At 67.9% G+C, this 18,620-nt stretch carries 12 protein-coding genes; 2 read left to right on the top strand and 10 right to left on the bottom strand.

Annotated features, from left to right (window positions below):
* Positions 1-117: 117 nt before the first annotated feature.
* The 9 genes from purL to CCA01S_RS00375 all read right to left on the bottom strand — a co-directional run bounded on the left by purL (position 118) and on the right by CCA01S_RS00375 (position 14,747).
* Positions 118-4,167, bottom strand: a complete 4,050-nt coding sequence (purL, locus tag CCA01S_RS00335) for a phosphoribosylformylglycinamidine synthase (protein ID WP_066452633.1) — start codon at positions 4,165-4,167, stop codon at positions 118-120.
* 113 nt (positions 4,168-4,280) lie between these two features.
* Positions 4,281-4,835 (bottom strand): transcription elongation factor GreB, encoded by a 555-nt coding sequence (gene greB, locus CCA01S_RS00340; protein ID WP_066452635.1) that lies wholly within the window; start codon positions 4,833-4,835, stop codon positions 4,281-4,283.
* 59 nt (positions 4,836-4,894) lie between these two features.
* Positions 4,895-5,728 carry a PHP domain-containing protein gene (locus CCA01S_RS00345; protein ID WP_066452637.1) on the bottom strand — a complete coding sequence of 278 codons (834 nt, stop codon included), beginning with the start codon at positions 5,726-5,728 and terminating at the stop codon, positions 4,895-4,897.
* Positions 5,728-6,699, bottom strand: coding sequence for an alpha/beta fold hydrolase (locus tag CCA01S_RS00350; RefSeq protein WP_232304922.1), 972 nt, complete (start codon positions 6,697-6,699; stop codon positions 5,728-5,730). Before CCA01S_RS00350 ends, CCA01S_RS00345 begins: the two co-directional genes overlap by 1 nt.
* A gap of 210 nt (positions 6,700-6,909) precedes the next feature.
* Positions 6,910-8,322 (bottom strand): dihydrolipoyl dehydrogenase, encoded by a 1,413-nt coding sequence (lpdA, locus tag CCA01S_RS00355; protein ID WP_066452639.1) that lies wholly within the window; start codon positions 8,320-8,322, stop codon positions 6,910-6,912.
* Positions 8,323-8,324: 2 nt separating this feature from the next.
* Complete coding sequence (locus tag CCA01S_RS00360; RefSeq protein WP_066452641.1) at positions 8,325-9,704, bottom strand: dihydrolipoamide acetyltransferase family protein; 1,380 nt, start codon at positions 9,702-9,704, stop codon at positions 8,325-8,327.
* Positions 9,704-10,741, bottom strand: coding sequence for an alpha-ketoacid dehydrogenase subunit beta (locus CCA01S_RS00365; RefSeq protein WP_066452644.1), 1,038 nt, complete (start codon positions 10,739-10,741; stop codon positions 9,704-9,706). The genes CCA01S_RS00360 and CCA01S_RS00365 overlap by 1 nt, the downstream gene beginning before the upstream one ends.
* A 2-nt stretch (positions 10,742-10,743) precedes the next feature.
* Positions 10,744-11,976: a 3-methyl-2-oxobutanoate dehydrogenase (2-methylpropanoyl-transferring) subunit alpha gene (locus tag CCA01S_RS00370; protein ID WP_066452919.1), complete on the bottom strand. Its 1,233-nt coding sequence runs from the start codon at positions 11,974-11,976 to the stop codon at positions 10,744-10,746.
* Between the two features lie 113 nt (positions 11,977-12,089).
* The gene (locus CCA01S_RS00375; protein ID WP_066452646.1) at positions 12,090-14,747 is read right to left on the bottom strand and encodes a DNA internalization-related competence protein ComEC/Rec2; all 2,658 of its coding nucleotides are present in this window, start codon (positions 14,745-14,747) and stop codon (positions 12,090-12,092) included.
* A 304-nt stretch (positions 14,748-15,051) separates the two neighbouring features.
* On the opposite strand from CCA01S_RS00375, the gene hmgA reads away from it, so the two are divergent.
* Positions 15,052-16,350, top strand: coding sequence for a homogentisate 1,2-dioxygenase (hmgA, locus tag CCA01S_RS00380; protein ID WP_066452647.1), 1,299 nt, complete (start codon positions 15,052-15,054; stop codon positions 16,348-16,350).
* Positions 16,351-16,361: 11 nt separating this feature from the next.
* Positions 16,362-17,681 (top strand): fumarylacetoacetase, encoded by a 1,320-nt coding sequence (fahA, locus tag CCA01S_RS00385; protein ID WP_066452649.1) that lies wholly within the window; start codon positions 16,362-16,364, stop codon positions 17,679-17,681.
* Between the two features lie 19 nt (positions 17,682-17,700).
* Here fahA and CCA01S_RS00390 read toward each other — a convergent pair whose 3' ends face one another.
* Positions 17,701-18,588 carry a TatD family hydrolase gene (locus tag CCA01S_RS00390; RefSeq protein WP_066452651.1) on the bottom strand — a complete coding sequence of 296 codons (888 nt, stop codon included), beginning with the start codon at positions 18,586-18,588 and terminating at the stop codon, positions 17,701-17,703.
* Positions 18,589-18,620 lie beyond the last annotated feature (32 nt).

Genomic DNA, 18,620 nt, shown 5'->3' on the forward strand with positions numbered 1-18,620 from the left:
ATTATACCGTCGTGATGCCTCCCTGTTAAATGCAGGCGGCGGATGGCCCGGAAATCCGGGACGCATCCGCCGCGCGGCCGACGGCGCCATGCCGCCGACGTATCGTCTGGAAAACGCCTAGCCCAGCCACGCCCGGGCGTTGCGGAACATGCGCATCCAGGGGGTATAGCCGCCGTGCGCCGTGCCTTCACCCCCCTGGTCGGCCGCCCCCCAGCGTTCGGGCCGCCAGGACATCGTCACGTTGCGCGTCACCCGCTCGGGGTGCGGCATCATGGCGGTGAAGCGGCCATCGGCGGTGGTAACCGCCGTCAGGCCCGCCGGGCTGCCGTTGGGGTTGGCTGGGTAGGCGTCGGTGCGCACGCCCCGGTTATCGACAAAGGCCGCCGCGGCAATGACGCGATCAGCCTGCCCCTGGCGGCTGAAGTTGGCAAAGCCCTCGCCATGCGAGACCGCGATCGGGATCTGCGCACCCGCCATGCCGGCAAAGAAGATGGAGGGCGAATCAAGTACCTCGACCAGTGACAAGCGGGCCTCGAATTTTTCCGACACATTGCGTGTGAAGCGCGGCCAGTCCTGTGCCCCCGGAATGAGGTCGGTGAGCGCAGCCAGCATCTGGCAGCCATTGCACACGCCCAGCGCAAAGACGTCGGGCCGCGCGAAGTAGGTAGCAAACTGATCGGCCAGCGCCGCATTGAAGCGGATGGTGCGTGCCCAGCCTTCGCCCGCACCCAGCACGTCGCCATAGCTGAAGCCGCCCACGGCCACCAGGCCTTGCATGTGATCGAGACGGATACGGCCTTCAAGCAGATCGGTCATGTGCACGTCCACGGCCTGGAAACCGGCCACGTCAAAGGCCCAGGCCATTTCCACCTGGCTGTTGCAGCCCTGCTCGCGCAGCACGGCCACCCGCGGGCGGGCGCCCGTGGCGATGAAGGGCGCCGCCACGTCTTCCTGGGGATCGAAGCCCACGCGCGGGGTAAGCCCTGGGTTGTCGATATCGAGCCAGGTGTCGTATTCGGCCTGGGCGCACTCGGGGTGATCGCGCCGCTGCATGATGCGCCGCGTGGTTTCGCTCCAGATCTGACCCAGTTCGGACAAGGGCCGATGGTAGAGGATGGCGCCGTCGCGGAACACCTGCAGCTCTTGCCGGGGGTTGAGCATGCCCACGACGTGAACGATGGGCGCCAGGCCTTCTTGCCGCAGAAACTGCAGGATTTCGTCGCGCTGCGCGCGCGGCACCTGCACCAGCCAGCCGGCCTCTTCGTTGAAGAGTGCGGTCAGGTTGTGCTCGTGGTGCAGCACAGCCACCTGGTCGTTGCGGATCTTGTAATCGCCGGCATCGGCGGTGTGCGGGTCGATGGTCAGCATGTCGAGGTTGAGCGACACCCCCACGTGCCCGGCAAAAGCCATCTCGGCCGCCGCGGCCAGCAGGCCGCCGTCCGAGCGGTCGTGGCAGGCCAGCACCCAGCCACGCGCCACCAGCTTGCGCAGCGCCAGAAAGGCCGTGCGCAGCATGCTGGCGTCCTGCATGTCAGGCGTCTCGGCTCCGATGCCGCCATACACCTGGCCCAGCACCGAACCGCCCATGCGCTGGCGCCCCTCGCCCAGATCGATGAGCAGCAGCACGGAATCGCCCGCATCGGTACGCAGCTGCGGTGTGAGGGTGGCCCGCACGTCGGCCACCGGGGCAAAGGCGGTCACCACCAGCGAGACGGGCGACACCACTTCGTGCTTGCCTGCGTCGTCTTGCCAGGCGGTGCGCATGGACAAAGAATCCTTGCCCACGGGAATGGCCAGGCCCAGGGTCTGGCACCAGTCGCTGACCGCAGCCACGGTGTCATACAGGGCGGCATCCTGCCCCGCCGCCCCGCAGGCAGCCATCCAGTTGGCCGACAACTTGATGTCTTCCAGGCGTGCAACGTCGGCCATTGCCAGATTGGTGAGCGCCTCGGTGACGGCCAGGCGGCCGGAGGCCGCGGGATTGAGAATGGCGACCGGACTGCGCTCGCCCAGCGCCATGGCCTCGCCCGCCACGCCTTCGTAATCGCGCAGGGTCACGGCACAGTCGGCCACCGGCACCTGCCAGGGCCCGACCATCTGGTCACGTGCCGTCAGGCCGCCCACGGTGCGGTCGCCGATGGTAATGAGAAACGACTTATTGGCGACCGTGGGATGGCGCAAGACGCGTTCGACGGCATCGCCCAGATCGACGTCCACGAGCGTGAGCGGCTCGCCATGCAACGGCGTGCGCCGGGCGTCGCGCTGCATGCGTGGCGGCTTGCCGAGGATGACGTCCACCGGCACGTCCACGGGGCGCACCCCCTGGGCGGGAAGTTCGCCCTCGGGACGGTCGATACCTGGCAAGCCTTCGCCCAGCGTGACGCGCAGGCGGCGTTCTTCGGTGGCCACGCCCACCACGGCATACGGGCAGCGCTCGCGCTCGGCGATGCGGGCAAAGCGTTCGAGGTCGCCCGGCAAAATGGCCAGCACGTAGCGCTCTTGCGACTCGTTGCTCCAGATTTCGGCAGGCGACAGGCCGGATTCTTCGAGAGGCACGCGCTGCAGCTCGAACTCGGCGCCGCGCCCGGCGTCGTTGACGAGTTCGGGGAAGGCGTTGGACAGGCCGCCCGCGCCGACATCGTGGATGGCAAGCACAGGGTTGGCCTCGCCCTGCTGCCAGCAGCGGTCGATGACCTCTTGCGCGCGGCGCTGCATCTCGGGGTTGCCGCGCTGGACAGAATCAAAGTCGAGTTCGGCCTGGTTGGTGCCCGCCCCCATGCTGGAGGCCGCACCGCCACCCATGCCGATGCGCATGCCCGGCCCGCCCAGCTGCACCAGCAGGGCGCCCGGAGGCAGTGGGTCTTTGTGCGTGAGCCGGGCATCGATCAGCCCCAGGCCGCCCGCGAGCATGATGGGCTTGTGGTAGCCCCAGTGCACGCCCGCGGCCTCTTGTTCGAAGCTGCGGAAATACCCCAGCAGGTTGGGCCGACCAAACTCGTTGTTGAAGGCCGCGCCCCCGATGGGGCCTTCCGTCATGATGGCCAGCGGCGAAGCAATGCGCCCAGGCGCCTGCGGTGCGCCTTCCCAGGGTTCGACGGCGCCATCGACCCGCAGGTTGGACACCGTGAAACCCGTGAGCCCGGCCTTGGGCTTGGAACCGCGCCCCGTGGCGCCTTCATCGCGGATTTCCCCGCCCGCCCCGGTGGCCGCGCCGGGAAATGGCGCGATCGCGGTGGGGTGATTGTGGGTTTCCACCTTCATCAGGATGTGCGCGGTGACGTCGTGACGCCGGTAGACGGTATCGGCGCCATCGCCCGCGTGAAAGATTGAAGCCGGGCCACCTGCCATGATGGCGGCGTTGTCCGAATAAGCCACCACCGTGCCCTCGGGCTGGGCAGCGTGGGTTTCACGGATGAGGTCGAACAAGGTGAGCGACTGCGCCTGACCATCGACCGCCCAGTGCGCGTTGAAAATCTTGTGGCGGCAGTGCTCGCTGTTGGCCTGGGCGAACATCATGAGCTCGACATCGGTGGGGTCGCGCTCGAGGTCGCGGTAGGCCCGCAGCAGATAGTCGATTTCGTCCGCCGACAGTGCCAGGCCAAGATCGGCGTTGCAGGATTCGAGCGCCGCGCGCCCCTGGGCCAGCACGGGCACCAGTTGCACCGGCTGCCCCGTGACGGGGGCAAACAGGGCCTGGCCGTCGAAGTCGGCGGGCACCACGGTTTCGGTCATCCGGTCGTGCAGGCAGTCGGCCAGCACCGCCAGCTGCGCCGCGTCGAATTTCTGCGTGCCCAGCAAACGGCGTTCGGGCGTCAGCACGTAGCGCACGCCGCGCTCGATCCGCTGCACCGTATCCAGCCCGCAGTGGCGCGCGATGTCGGTGGCCTTGCTCGACCACGGGGAGATCGTGCCCAGACGCGGAACCACCAGCAGCTGGATGGCATGGCGCTCGGCGGCGGGCGGCGTGTGGTCACCGCCGTCGTCCAGCAGGGCCTGCAGGCGCTGTTGCTCGGCGGCGGACAAGGCCTCGCGGGTTTCGACAAAATAGCAGGATTGCGCCGCAATCGTGGCAACCGGCAAATCCCGGTCGAGCAGCGTGCGCAGCAGGCGCTCTCTGCGGAAATCGGACAAAGCGGCAGAACCGGGAAGGATCGATACGGTGGTCACGACAGATAGCCCAAGAACAAACAGAATGAGGAAGCCGGTATTTTACCGGCATCGCCCCGGCTCAAGCCCAGAGACCCGCCCGCAAGGCGGGATGCCCGCGAGGCACCCTGAGCTCAGGCATCAGGATAGCGGACTTCCAGGATATCCAGTTCTTCGATGCCGGCGGGCGTGCGCAACGTCACCACGTCGCCCTCGCGCGCCTTGATCAGGGCGCGCGCCACGGGCGATATCCAGCTGATGCGCCCGGCCAGCGGCTCGGCTTCATCGACCCCGACGATGGTCACGGTGAACTCCTCGCCCTGGCGGTTGCTGTAGTGCACGGTGGCGCCAAAGAACACCTGATCGCGGTTGGGCTGCAGGGCGGGATCCACCACCTCGGCGGATTCAAGCCGCTTGGTGAGAAAGCGGATGCGCCGGTCGATCTCGCGCAGGCGCTTCTTGCCATAGATGTAATCGCCGTTTTCCGAGCGGTCGCCGTTGGAGGCCGCCCAGGAGACGACCGACACGACGCCAGGCCGCTCGACGTTCATGAGATTCATCAGTTCGTCGTTGAGCGCGCGGTAGCCGCCAGTCGTCATGTAGTTTTTGGTGCCGGCGGGCAGTGCGCGCGCTTGCGGCAGTTCGTCGTCCTCGTCTGCATCGGATTCTTTTACAAAGGCTTTGTTCATTGCTTGACTCCATGAGTCTGGGAATAGCGGCGCAGCGCGCAAACCTGCCCACGGGCAGGCTAGAACAGATCATGCCAGATGGGTGTGAGCCCTTCGGGCAGCGCGGGCATATTGCCCAGGTCGGCCCGCCCCACCCCCGGCGCGTGAAAATCCGAACCGCGCGATGCCTCGAAACCATAGAAGGCGGCCAGGCGGGCGTACTGCTGGTACTGAGTCGGCGTGTGGCTGCCCGTCACCACCTCGATGCCCTGCCCGCCCAGATCCTTGAAAGCGTCAAACAGGGCATTGCGCTGCGCGGGCGTGTACTTGTAGCGCCCCGGGTGCGCGATGACGGCCTTGCCCCCCGCCGCATGAATCCAGCCCAGGGCCTGCGCCAGGCCGACCCACTGAACCGGCACGAAGGCGGGCCGCCCGTCCTTGAGATAGCGGTCGAAGGCATGTTGCAGGTTCTTGCAATGCCCTTGCTCGAGCAGGAAGCGGGCAAAGTGCACCCGGCCGATGAGATCGGGATTGTCCACGTGGCGCAAAGCGCCCTCGAACGCACCGTCGATGCCGCAGGCCGCCAGACGCCGGGCGATCTCATGGGCGCGCTCGAAGCGGCTGCGGCGCGCGGCCGCCAGACCGGCGCACAGCGTGGGTTGCGCCGCGTCGATGCCCAGCCCCACGATGTGGATGGTCTTGTCACAAAAGGTGACAGAAATCTCGACGCCAGGCACAAAACGCATGCCCAGGACACGGGCTGCCGTGGCAGCCTCGTCCAGGCCGCTGGTTTCGTCGTGGTCGGTCAGCGCCCACACGTCCACGCCGTTGCCCTGCGCCCGCGCCGCCACGGCGGCGGGCGGCAGCACGCCATCGGACTGGCAGGAGTGGCTGTGCAGATCGATGTTCAACATCAGGCGTCCAGCAGAAAATCCCGCACCAGCCGGATTTGCTCGTCCGAGCGCAAGGTGGGCGCATGCCCGACCCCCAGCAGCTCGGCGCAGCGGGCCTGGGCGTTGCGCGCCACCATCTGCTGGGCCGTTTCAGCCGAGAGGATATCGGACTGCGCGCCGCGCACCACGAGGGCGGGTACGGGCAGATGATCCCAGGCCCGCCAGAGCAGGGCCTCGGCGGCCTGAGTGGCTTCGGGCGTCTGCAGGGCAAAGGGCTGCGCCATGCGCAGATCGTAGTGCTTGACCCACTGGCCGCCCTGTTCGAGAAACACGTACCGGGTCAGCGCCTCCCAGCCCGCCGTATCGTGCGGCCCGAAGCCCTGCGAGACGGAGTGCACATAATCCACGGCTTGCTGGAAGGTCTCGAAGCGGATGTCCTGGCCCACGTAGCCCGCGATGCGCGACAGGCCGTTCAGGTCGAGCGCCGGGCCGACGTCGTTGAACACCATGCGCCCCAGCGGGATGTCCGCGGCGGCGCCCAGCCCGTGGCTGCCGCGCCCGGGCCGCAGGGCGGGCGAGGCCGTGGCCGCCCCGGCCAGCGCCAGCCCGATCAGGCCACCCATGGAGGTGCCCACCCAGTCGAGCCGCGTGGGCTTCAGGCGGGCGATGAGCGTGACCATGTCGGCCACGTATTGCGGAATGACGTAGGAGGCCGGGTTTGCCAGCCAGTCGGAGCGCCCGCGGCCCACGACGTCGGGACAGACCACCCGGTAATCGCCCTGCAGGGCCTGCGCCAGCGGATCGAAGTCGCGCCCGGTGCGCGTCAGACCATGCACGCACAACAGCACGCGGTCGTTGCATGGATCGCCCCATTCCAGATACGCCATGCGGTGCAGCCCCGCCGGGCTGGCGCAGGTGACAAAATCAGCCCGCGGGCTGGCACTGGCCGACGAGGTGTACCCGGAACGACTGACACTGGCGACGGAAGACATGAGAAACCCCTGAAAATGCCGGAAATCACCAGATCATTGTAAACAAGCGGACTCAAGCGGGTGGAATCCGACAGGGGGATCGGATGGGCGCCGGACGAAAACGCCGCGCCCCCGCCACCGCTCACGAGCCGCCGATGCACATCGTCGGCTGTCGGCACCAGGGCAAGACGGCGGGCGCCCGAAAAACAGGCCCCCGCCGCGCCTGGCGCATCAGGTGTGGATGGCCTGCCCCAGGGCCCGCAGCGCGGCCTCTTGAATGGCCTCGCCCTGCGTGGGGTGGGCGTGGATGGTATGCCCCACGTCTTCGAGGCGTGCACCCATTTCCAGGGACTGCCCAAACGCGGCGGCAAATTCGGACACGCCGCGCCCCACGGCCTGCCAGCCGATGATGAGGTGGTTGTCGCGGCGCGCCACCACACGCACGAAGCCGTCGGTGGATTCGAGCGTCATGGCGCGGCCATTGGCCGCCAGCGGGAAGGTGCCATCCAGGGCGTCGATGCCCGCCGCCGCGGCCTGCTGCGGCGACAGGCCCGCCGTCACCACTTCGGGGTCGGTGAAGCACACCGCCGGAATCGCCGCGGGCACGAAGCGCCGCGTCTGTCCGGCAATCTGCTCGGCCACGCACTCGCCCTGCGCCATGGCGCGGTGCGCCAGCATGGGCTCGCCGGTGAGGTCGCCAATGGCCCAGACGCCATTCATGGACGTGCGGCAGCGGTCGTCCACGCGCACCGCCAGGCCGTCCATGTCGAGCATGAGCGAGCTGAGGCCAAAGCCGCGGCTGCGCGGGCGGCGCCCGACGGCCACGAGCACCTGCTGCGCGGCCAGCACCCGCTCGTCGCCCTTGGGCGGCTGGATGCGCAGCCCCTTGCCGTCGTCGGCCAGCCCCAGCACCTGGGTCTGCAGATGCAGGCTCATGCCCAACGACTTGAGCGAAGCCAGCACCGGCTTGGTGAGTTCGGCGTCGTAGGCGGGCAGGATACGATCTTGCGCCTCGACGACATCGACCTTGACGCCCAGCTTGCGGTAGACCGTGCCCAGTTCGAGGCCGATGTAGCCGGCCCCGACGATGGCCAGCGACTTGGGCAGCTCGCGCGGCGAGAGGGCCTCGGTGGATGAAATCACCGGGCCGCCAAAGGGCATGAAGGGCAAGGCGGCGGGTTCTGAACCCGTGGCCAACAGCAGGTGTTCGCAGCGGATGCGCTGGGGCGCGCCCTCTTTGCCCTTGACGAGCGGATCGACATCCACGGTCTTGCCGTCGATGATGTGCGCCCAGCCGTGCACGACGGTGATTTTGTGCTTTTTCAGCAGGGCACCGATGCCGCCGGTGAGTTTTTTGACAATGGCGTCCTTCCAGGCGACGCTGCGTGCGAGGTCGAGCTCGGGGGCCTGCACCCGGATGCCCAGCGCGCTCTCGCCCGCGTAGCCTTGCACCGCGTGGAATTGTTCGGCCACGTGGATCAGCGCCTTGGACGGAATGCAGCCGATGTTCAGGCAGGTGCCGCCCAGCGACGCCCCTTCGACCAGGACAGTGGGTATGCCCAACTGCCCGGCCCGGATGGCCGCCACGTACCCGCCGGGGCCACCGCCCACGATCAACAAAGTGGTATTGATGGGATTGGACATGCTTACTCCACGAACAGAAGCGCCGGGCATTCCAGATAACGGCGAATGCACTGGATGAACTCGGCGGCGTGCATGCCGTCGACCACACGATGATCAAAGGACGAGGACAGGTTCATGAGCTTGCGCGCCACGATCCGCCCTTCGCGGTAGACCGGGCGTTCGACCACCCGGTTGACCCCGACGATAGCCACTTCGGGCCAGTTGATGACGGGGGTGGAAACGATGCCACCCAGCGGCCCCAGGCTGGTGATGGTAATGGTGGAACCCGTGAGCTCGTCGCGGGCCGCCTTGCCCTCGCGGGTGGCCACGGCCAGCCGCGCGATCTCGGCGGCGCACGACCAGAGGTCGAGCGTTTCGGCGTGGTGCAGCACCGGCACCATCAGGCCCGACGGGGTTTGCGCCGCCACGCCCAGGTGCACCGCGCCATACTGCGTGACCACGCCCGCATCGTCGTCGTAGCGCGCATTGATCTGCGGAAATTCGCGCAACGCCAGCACCATGGCGCGCGCCAGGAAAGGCAGCAAGGTGAGCTTGCCGCGCTCGGTGCTGTAGCGCGCATTGAGGCTGGCGCGCAGGGCTTCGAGTTCAGTGACGTCGGTTTCTTCGACGTAGGTGAAGTGCGGGATGCGCCGCTTGGATTCTTGCATCTTCTGCGCGATCTTGCGGCGCAAACCGATGACCGGAACCTCGGTTTCTTCGTCGTGCGAGCGGTACAGCGCCGCCGTGGTGCGATTGGACGTCGCATTGCGGTCGCGCGCCAGCCAGGCGTCGAGGTCGCCATGGGTGATACGGCCCGCGGGCCCCGTGCCCGGCACGTACTGCAAGGTGATGCCGAGATCCCAGGCCCGGCGGCGCACGGCGGGTGAAGCCAGGGGACGCTGCCCTTCGAGGCGCGCCGGCGTATGCGACGCGGAATGTGGCCCCGGCGCGGGGCGTGCGGCCATGGCCATGGGGGCCGGAGCCGGGGCGTGCGGCGCATGTTCGGGCGCCGCTGCGTCGGGCGTAGCCACCGCGCGCGCTGGCGCGGAAGCATGCACTGCCGGGGCGGGAACGGATGTGGCGGCCGCAGCCTGCGCGGCGGCCTGCGCCCCGCGCGCCGCTGGTTCAGCGCGTGTCTTGAATGTGTGCTCGTTGCCTTCGCCCTCGACTTCGAGGCGGATGAGCTCGGAACCCACGGCCATGACCTCGCCCACTTTGCCGCCCAGCGCCAGCACACGGCCATGCACCGGCGATGGCACTTGCACGGTAGCCTTGTCGGTCATGACGTCGGCCAGCACCTGGTCTTCGACCACGGCGTCGCCCGGCTGTACGTGCCATTCGACCAGTTCGACTTCTGCGATGCCTTCACCGATGTCCGGCATCTTGATGATGTGAATACCCATTATGCCTCCCGGAACGCCCGCTTGAATGCCTCTGCCACCCGCTTCGGGCCTGGAAAATAGGCCCACTCGTGAGAGTGCGGATAGGGCGTATCCCAACCCGTGACGCGTTCGATGGGCGCCTCAAGGTAATAGAAGCAGTGTTCTTGCACCAGCGAACACAGCTCGGCCCCGAAGCCCCCGGTGCGGGTGGCTTCGTGCAGCACCACACAGCGGCCCGTCTTGCGCACCGACGCCAGGATGGTGTCGAGATCAAGCGGCCAGAGGCTGCGCAAATCGATGATGTCGGCCTCGATGCCGGCCTCTTGGGCCGCCACTTCAGCCACGTAGACCATGGTGCCGTAGGTCAGCACCGTGAGCTCGCGCCCCTCGCGGTACAGCGAGGCCTTGTCGAGCGGCACGGTGTAGTAGCCCTCGGGCACATTGCCCAGCGGGTGCTTGGACCAAGGCACGACGGGCTGGTCGTGATGGCCGTCGAAAGGCCCGTTGTACAGGCGCTTGGGTTCGAGAAAGATGACAGGGTCGTCGTTCTCGATGGAACTGATGAGCAGGCCCTTGGCGTCGTAGGGGTTGGACGGCATCACCGTGCGCAGGCCCGAGACGTGCGTGAACAGGGCCTCGGGGCTTTGGCTGTGGGTCTGCCCGCCGAAGATGCCGCCGCCGCAGGGCATGCGGATGGTGAGTGGCGCCGAATAGCCGCCCGCCGAGCGATAGCGCACCCGGGCGGCTTCGGAGAAAATCTGGTCGGCGGCAGGATAGAAATAATCGGCAAACTGGATTTCGACCACGGGCCGCAGGCCGTAGGCCCCCATGCCGATGGCCGCCGCCACGATGCCGCTTTCGGAGATCGGCGCGTCGAACACCCGGTTATGGCCGTACTTGGCCTGCAGGCCTTCGGTGCAGCGGAACACGCCGCCAAAATAGCCCACGTCTTCGCCGAACACGACCACGTTGTCGTCGCGCTCGAGCATGATGTCCATGGCCGAGCGCAAGGCCTGGATCATGGTCATGGGACGCGTCTTGAGTTTTTCTTGTGCCATGATCAGACCCCCAGTTCCTGGCGTTGCTGACGCAGATGCCCGGGCATCTCTTTGTAGACGTCCTCGAACATCGTCGCCACGCTGGACGTGCGCCCGGTGGCCATCGTGCCGTGAGATTCGGCCTTTTTCTGCGTGGCCACGATGTCGGCCTCGCAGGCTTTCTGCGCCTCTTGGTGTTCTTGCTCGGACCAGATGCCGCGCACGATCATGTGCTGCTTCAGGCGCACGATGGGGTCGCCCAGCGGAAAGCGCGACCAGTCGTCCGCCGGCCGGTATTTGGACGGATCGTCGGAGGTGGAGTGCGGCCCGGCCCGGTAGCTGACCCATTCGATGAGCGTGGCGCCGAAGTTGTTGCGTGCCCGGTTCGCGGCCCAGCGCGAGGCGGCGTACACGGCCAGGAAATCGTTGCCGTCCACGCGCAGCGAGGCCACGTTGGAGCCAATGCCACGCGCGGCCAGGGTGATGCCCTCGCCGCCCGCCACTGCCTGGAAGGTGGAGATGGCCCACTGATTGTTGATGACGTTGAGGATGACCGGCGCGCGGTAGACGTGCGCAAACAGCAGTGCGGTCTGGTAGTCGGATTCGGCTGTCGCGCCATCGCCCACCCAGCCCGCGGCGATGCGGGTGTCGCCCTTGATGGCCGAGGCCATGGCCCAGCCCACGGCCTGCGGCACCTGGGTGGCCAGGTTGCCCGACAGCGTGAAGAAACCCTTGTCGGGCACCGAATACAGCACCGGCAGCTGGCGCCCCTTGAGCGGGTCTTTGTCGTTGGAGAAAATCTGGCACATCATGTCGAACAGGGGGTAGTCCTGCGCGATCAGCAGGCCCTGCTGGCGGTACGAGGGAAAGTGCATGTCGCCCGGCTGCAATGCCAGCGACTGGCCAATGGCGATGGCTTCTTCGCCCAGGCACTGCATGTAGAACGAGCACTTCTTTTGCCGCTGGGCAATGACCATGCGGGCATCGAAGATGCGCGTCTTGATCATGGCCAGCATGCCCTTGCGCAAAGTGGCTTCATCGGGCCCGTCTTCGGCCCAGGGCCCGACGGCATGGCCGTCGTCATCCAGCACCCGGATCAGGCCCAGGGCCAGGTCGCGCGTGTCGTAGGGGATGGTGTCGATGGGGGGCTTGCGGGCAGCGCCTGCGGGCTGCAGGCGCAAGTAGGAAAAATCGGTCGCCTGACCGGGACGCCCCGAGGGTTCGGGGACATAGAACTTCAGCGGTGTCTGTGTCATGGTCGCAAAAATCTTTTGGATTTCCATTAACCCATCAATGGGCAACAGTCGCCTTGTGGACGGCTGCCGCATCTTCACTGATCCCGCTCTGTTACGCAAGATAGCGAAAACCACTACGGGCGCCGTCCGTGCCAATAACGACGGGACGACTCAAGAACACTGTACAACGTAAGCCCCGTGGCGCGCGACTGGGCATTTACCCCGCCCTGCGCATCGGTGCGCCAGAGACGGGCACCCGCCCGTGCCCAACGCGCCAGCACCATCGGCGCGGGGTGCCCATGGCGATTCCAGCGCCCCACCTGCAGGATCACGTGCCGCGGCGCAGTGGCCGTCACGAAGGGGGCGGACGAGGACGTTCGCGAGCCGTGGTGGGCGGCCACCACCACGTCCACGGCCCCCAGGCCACGGAGCACGAGCGCCGCCTCGCCCCGCGCATCGATGTCGCCCGTGAGCAGCAGGCTGTGGTGAGCACCCCGCACCCGCAGCACGCAGCTGCCGCGGTTGGCCTGCACCCCCTTGCGTACGCGGCGTTCATCCAACGGCCAGAGAAACTCGAAGCTCACGCCGTCCACCTGCCAGTGCGCCCCCAACAGACAGCTGTTCAGAGCCAGCGGTGGACGCACCACGGGTGCCTGCAGCAGGCGTGCCTCGGTTTCCAACCAGGGCTGCAGAGCAAACGAGCTGTAGGCCTGCTCGACCGGCACGGCGTCCAGCACCCCGCGCACACCGCCCGCATGATCCAGGTCGGCATGCGAGACCACCAGGGTATCGAGCCGTCGCAGACCCAGGGCTCGCAGCATCGGCACCACCGTGCGGCTGCCCTCCTCCGACTCCCGGCCATGGCGGGCGCCCGCGTCGAACAACAGGGCATGCCGCGCGGTGCGCAGCAACAGCGCGCTGCCCTGCCCCACGTCCAGCGCGTGCAAATCCCATTCGCCGTCGGCGGGCCGCGGGGCCGTCCAGAACAGCATGGGCGCCAGGGCCAGGCAGGCCCAGCCACGACGGTGCCGCAGCCACTGCGGCAAGGCTGGGCGCGGCCATAGCGCCAGGGCGGCCCCCGCGCTCGCCAGCAGATACAACCAGGCGGGCCCGGCTGTCACCGGCCAGGTGGGCAGGCGCGCCAGCCACTGGGTGGGCTGCATGAGCGCCTCCAGGACGGCATGCGCCAGCCAGGCGAGCGCCTCGGCCAGCGGCGCCAGCGCGGGCACCGGCGCGACCGCCGCCAGCAACAGCGACAGCGGTGTGACGCACAGCTCGATGAGCGGAATGGCGTAGGCATTGGCCAGCGGCGAGACCAGCGAAATCTCGTGAAAGACCCAGGCCAGCGCCGGAGCCAGGGCCAAAGTAACGGCCCACTGCAGGCGGGCGGCCAGCCACAACCCCTGGCGCCAGCGCCGCAGACGAACACGCCACGCGGACACGGGCTGCGCCGCTACGGACGCCACCGCGGGCGCCGGGCCTGGCCCCGCCCACGTCACCTGCCCCGCCCGCCGGGCAGCGGCCTGCGCGGCCTCGTGCTCGGCCCCGACAGCCAGCAGCACCGCCACGGCGCCAAAGGACAGCCAGAAGCCGCTGGCAAGCACCGCCCACGGATCGCAGGCCACGACCGCCACGGCCGCCATGGCCAGCACCCGCGAGCCGGTGAGCCGCAGCTGCAAGGCCTGGGTGCCGGCCACCACCGCCAGCATCATGAGCGTGCGTCGGGCGGGCACACCCCAACCGGCCAGCAGGCAGTACAGCCAGGCCACCAGAAGCGCTGCGCAGGCCGCTGCCCGGCGGGCGGGCCAGCGCTCGGCCAACGGACGGCCGCGCCAGGCCAGTCGGCACCAGAGCCAGGACACGGCCAGGCCGCCCGCCCCGGCGAGCAGCGTGATATGGGAGCCGGAGATGGACACGAGGTGGGTCAAACCCGTGCGGTTGAAGAGCGTCCAGTCGCTATCGTCCACCCCGTCCTGGTCGCCGATGGCCAGCGCCCGCAGTACCGGCCCGTAGCGCCTGTCACGCAGGTACGGCGCCATGGCCTCGCGGATGCCGTGGCGCGCCCGGTCGGCGACGACGGCCAGGCTGTGCCAGTCATCGTCGCGCACGTGTTCGGGCGTACCGCGCACCGTGGCGGAGGCCCGGATGCCGCGCGCAAACGCGTGGCCTTCGTAATCGAAGGCCGCCTGATTCTGCGCCGCGGAAACAGGGCGCAGCACCAGGGCCATGCGCCAGACCTGCCCGGCGCGCAGCACTGGAAACGGCGGATCGGCGGGCTGCGACGCGGCATAGGGGCTGCGCCAGCCTGGCGCCGACCAGCTCACCAGCACACGCCTGGGCACACCCGCCGGGCGGGCTTCGAGAACCTCCGCCTCGAAGCGCACCCGATCCGGCTGCAAACGAGGCAAGCCTTCGACGCGCAGCAGCACGCGCGACACCCGATCGACGTTGCCCGCCAGCAGGCGATCTGCCAGCGTCAGCTGCGCCCACCCAGCCGTAAAGACAAAGCCGGCGGCGCCCGCCAGCAGCCAGAGCCCCAGGCATGACAGCTGTCTGCGCAGACGCCCGCGCAGCCACCCGCGAAAATGCCCACACAACCGCCCGCGCACCGGCGCCCCGGCCGGTGCAAGGCCCGGATGCATCGCCCACAGCAGGCCGACGCCCAGCAGGCCGACGCCCAGCAGCAGCGCGGCCGCCAGCGCCAGCAGCCAGGGCCAGCCGGGCAGCCGCGCCAGCTGATGCGCCCCGCTCACCCCCGCCAGCCCCGCCGCCACCGCCAGACGTCCGATCATGCCGTGCCTTCCCCACCCTTGTCCCTGACTCGACATTAAAGAAACGCAGCAGGACAAAACCAGTCCAGCCGGACATTTTCAGCCCATCCCGGCCCGGTTTCCGGTTGGCATCGACACACGGCGATCCATGATGCGCATTCATCAGTGAAGCCTATTAATCAATGGAAAAAAACTGTTTGAACGATGGACGAATCTTGCGTTTAATAAGGACAGCACGACGCAAGAACCGCATGACGCTCCCGCTGTTTTCCGGCCCACCCGGCTTGCGCCGCCCGGATGCGGCCCTACATTCACCGAGGTTGAAATGACGACCGATTCATCCTTGAAGTACCTGAGCGGATTTGGCAACGAGTTCGCCACCGAAGCCCTGCCCGGGGCCCTGCCCGACCGGGGCAACTCGCCACAGCGGGCGCCCTACGGGCTGTACGCCGAGCAGATCAACGGCACCCCCTTTACCGTGGCCCGCGCGGCCAACCGCCGTTCCTGGCTGTACCGCATTCGCCCGGGCGCGGCGCACGACGCCTTCGTCCCGCACCGGGCCGGCGCCCGCTGGCTGTCCACCTTCAAGCAGGTGCCCACGCCACCCAACCGTATGCGCTGGAGCCCGACCCCCATATCCAGCGGCGGCGCGCCGCTCGACTTCATCGACAGCATGATGACCGTCGGCGGCAACGCGGGCTGCGGCATCCACGTGTACACCGCCACGCAATCGATGACCAGCCGCTACTTCTACGACGCCGACGGCGAGCTGCTCATCGTGCCCCAGCAAGGCCGCCTGAGACTGGCGACCGAATTGGGCGTGCTTGAAGTCGAGCCGCAGGAATTCGCCGTCATCCCGCGCGGCATCCGCTTTCAGGTGCAGCTGCCCGACGGCGCGGCGCGCGGCTTTGTCTGTGAAAATTTCGGCGCCCCGCTGCAGCTGCCCACGCTGGGTGTGATCGGCTCCAACGGTCTGGCGCATCCACGCGATTTCCTCACCCCGGTGGCAGCCTGGGAAGACCTCGAAGGCGAGTTTGAAATCCTTGCCAAGTTCGACGGCCAGTTCTGGGCGGCCAGAACCGACCACTCGCCGCTCGACGTGGTCGCCTGGCACGGCACGCACGCGCCCTACAAGTACGACCTGCGCAAGTTCAATGTCACGGGCTTCATCAGCTACGACCACCCCGACCCCTGCCTGAACCTGGTGCTGCACGCGCCCAGCGCCACACCGGGGGTCGATACGCTCGACTTCATCGCCTTCGCGCCGCGCGTGCTGGCCATGCAGGACACCTTCCGTCCGCCCTGGTTCCACCGCAACGTCGCGGGCGAATTCATGGCCAACATCCATGGCCACTACGACGCCAAGGCCGGGGGCTTCGAGCCTGGCAGCATGTCCATCCACAACACCATGACGGCGCACGGCCCGGATACCGCCACTTTTGAAAAAGCCAGCGCCGCCGACACCCGCCAGCCGGACTACATCACGGACACCATGGCCATCATGTTCGAAACCCCGGTCATCATCCACGCCACCGAGCAGGCGCTGCAATCGTCGCACCGGCAGGCCGATTACGTGCACGTCTGGGACGGTCTGAAAAAACATTTCAATCCACAACAACGCTAAGGAGGCGCACCATGCCCGTGCTCGACGAGACGCACGATCCAGCCCTGCGCAGCTGGGTTCCATCCGCCAACGACGAGGCCACCGATTTCCCCATCCAGAACCTGCCCTTCGCCATCTTTCGTCGGCGAGACAGCGCGGAAGCCTGGCGCGGCGGGGTCGCCATCGGCGAGCAGATCATCGACCTGGCGGCTGCGGCGCAAGCCGGGCTGTTCACCGCCGACGCACTGGCGGCGGCGCAAGCGGCCAGCGAGCCCACGCTCAACCGCCTCATGGGCCTGGGCCGGCCCGCGGCGCGCGCGCTGCGTCTGGCGCTGTCCCGGGCGTTGGCGGCGGGCAGCGACCAGCAGGCCCTGGTGCAGCCCTGCCTGATCGACCAGGCCGACGCGCAATACGCGCTGCCCGCCCGCATTGGCGACTACACCGACTTCTACACTTCCATTCATCACGCCACCCACGTGGGCCAGCTGTTTCGCCCCGACAATCCGCTCATGCCCAACTACAAGTGGGTGCCGATCGGCTACCACGGGCGCTCGTCTTCCATCGGCGTGTCGCCACAGCGCTTCCACCGTCCGTGCGGGCAGGTCAAGCCCGCGGACGCCACGCAGCCCCACGTCCAGGCCAGCGCGCGCCTGGATCTCGAGCTCGAACTGGGGGTACTGGTGGGCCGGGGCAATGCCCTGGGCAGCCCCATCCCCATCGACCAGGCAGAAGAGCACCTCTTTGGCCTGGTGCTCTTCAACGACTGGTCGGCGCGCGACATCCAGCCTTGGGAATATCAGCCCCTGGGGCCGTTTCTCGCCAAGAATTTTGCTTCCACGGTGTCGCCCTGGGTCGTCACGCTCGACGCCCTGGCGCCGTTTCGCACGCCCTTTGCGCGGCCCGACGGTGATCCGCAGCCGCTGCCCTATCTGGACGGCGCCGTCAACCGCGCTGCGGGCGGCTTCGACATTCAGCTCGAAGCCCTGATCCAGACCCAGACCATGCACGCGCAGTGCCAGGCGCCCACGCGCCTGGCCCATTCCAACTATCGCTACGCCTACTGGACGGCGGCCCAGATGGTGGCCCACCACACCATCAACGGCTGCAATCTGCAGCCCGGCGATCTTTTTGGCACCGGCACCCTGTCGGGGCCCGAACCCGATCAGGCCTGCGCCCTGATCGAACTGACCGCGGGCGGCAAGCGGCCCATCAGCCTGCCCAACGGCGAACAGCGCACCTGGCTGCAGGACGGCGACACCGTGGTGCTGCGCGGCTGGTGCGCCAAGCCCGGGGCCGCGCGCATCGGCTTTGGATCATGCGCGGGCACCGTGCTGCCCCCGCACAACGCATGAGCCCCCCAGTCGCAAGTCCTCAGCCTGGACGGCCTTCGGGCCCTTCGGGCGCTGTCACAGCGTCGCCACGCCAGGGCGACCCAGGCGACAAGACCGCGCGCAAGCGCGGCACGACCCGGCAGGCATTGGCGGCGCACTGCGCCACAAGCGTTTTGAACGGGGTCGCACGCAGGCCCGCCAACACCTCGGCCATGCGCGCCACCTCGGCGGGCTCGTTGCGCGCGGGCCGACGCCGACCGTCGGCATCCAAGCCTAACCAGGCAGGCGGGATGTCCGGCGCATCGGTTTCCAACACCAGCGCGGTCTCGGGCAGCTGTGCCGCCAGGCGGCGGATTTGCAAAGCGCGCGCAAAGGTCATGGCGCCGCCCATGCCCAGGGCAAAGCCCAGATCCAGAAACTGGGCCGCCTGCTGGAAGCTGCCATTGAAGGCATGGGCAATGCCGCCGATCGCAGGGCGGCGGCGCAGCTGCTTGAGCAGGGCATCCTGCGAGCGGCGCACGTGCAGCAGCACCGGCAGGCCAAACTGCCGGGCCAGATCAAGCTGGCGCACGTAAAAGTGTTCCTGGCGATCACGCAGGGCAGGCGTATTGGCCTCGGGGACAAAATAATCAAGGCCGATTTCACCAATGGCCACCAGGCGCGGGTCATCCCGCCAGGCGGCCAGGCATTCGGCGAGAACGTCCAGATCCCCCTCATCAGAGCGCGCCACGTACAGTGGGTGAATACCCAGGGCATAGCCGACACCAGGCACCGACCGGGCAAGATCGCGGACAGTCTGGAAGTTGCCCCGGCTGACGGCAGGGATGATGAGGCCAGCCACGCCAGCCTGCCGCGCGCGGGCGACCACGGCCAAGCGATCGGCATCAAACTCGGTGGCATCCAAGTGACAATGTGTATCAATCAGCATGGGCTCTCCTGAGGGGTGATGGCACCGAGCGC

This window comes from Castellaniella caeni NBRC 101664 (assembly GCF_001592225.1).
GTDB classification, from domain to species: Bacteria; Pseudomonadota; Gammaproteobacteria; order Burkholderiales; family Burkholderiaceae_B; genus Castellaniella; species Castellaniella caeni.

Bases quoted from the DNA above. Each gene is read 5' to 3' on its own strand.
- CCA01S_RS00345 (WP_066452637.1), bottom strand. From the start codon at position 5,728: ATGTTGAACATCGATCTGCACAGCCACTCCTGCCAGTCCGATGGCGTG.
- CCA01S_RS00350 (WP_232304922.1), bottom strand. From the start codon at position 6,699: ATGTCTTCCGTCGCCAGTGTCAGTCGTTCCGGGTACACCTCGTCGGCC.
- CCA01S_RS00365 (WP_066452644.1), bottom strand. From the start codon at position 10,741: ATGGCACAAGAAAAACTCAAGACGCGTCCCATGACCATGATCCAGGCC.
- CCA01S_RS00375 (WP_066452646.1), bottom strand. From the start codon at position 14,747: ATGATCGGACGTCTGGCGGTGGCGGCGGGGCTGGCGGGGGTGAGCGGG.
- CCA01S_RS00370 (WP_066452919.1), bottom strand. From the start codon at position 11,976: ATGACACAGACACCGCTGAAGTTCTATGTCCCCGAACCCTCGGGGCGT.
- greB (WP_066452635.1), bottom strand. From the start codon at position 4,835: ATGAACAAAGCCTTTGTAAAAGAATCCGATGCAGACGAGGACGACGAA.
- CCA01S_RS00360 (WP_066452641.1), bottom strand. From the start codon at position 9,704: ATGGGTATTCACATCATCAAGATGCCGGACATCGGTGAAGGCATCGCA.
- hmgA (WP_066452647.1), top strand. From the start codon at position 15,052: ATGACGACCGATTCATCCTTGAAGTACCTGAGCGGATTTGGCAACGAG.
- fahA (WP_066452649.1), top strand. From the start codon at position 16,362: ATGCCCGTGCTCGACGAGACGCACGATCCAGCCCTGCGCAGCTGGGTT.
- lpdA (WP_066452639.1), bottom strand. From the start codon at position 8,322: ATGTCCAATCCCATCAATACCACTTTGTTGATCGTGGGCGGTGGCCCC.
- CCA01S_RS00390 (WP_066452651.1), bottom strand. From the start codon at position 18,588: ATGCTGATTGATACACATTGTCACTTGGATGCCACCGAGTTTGATGCC.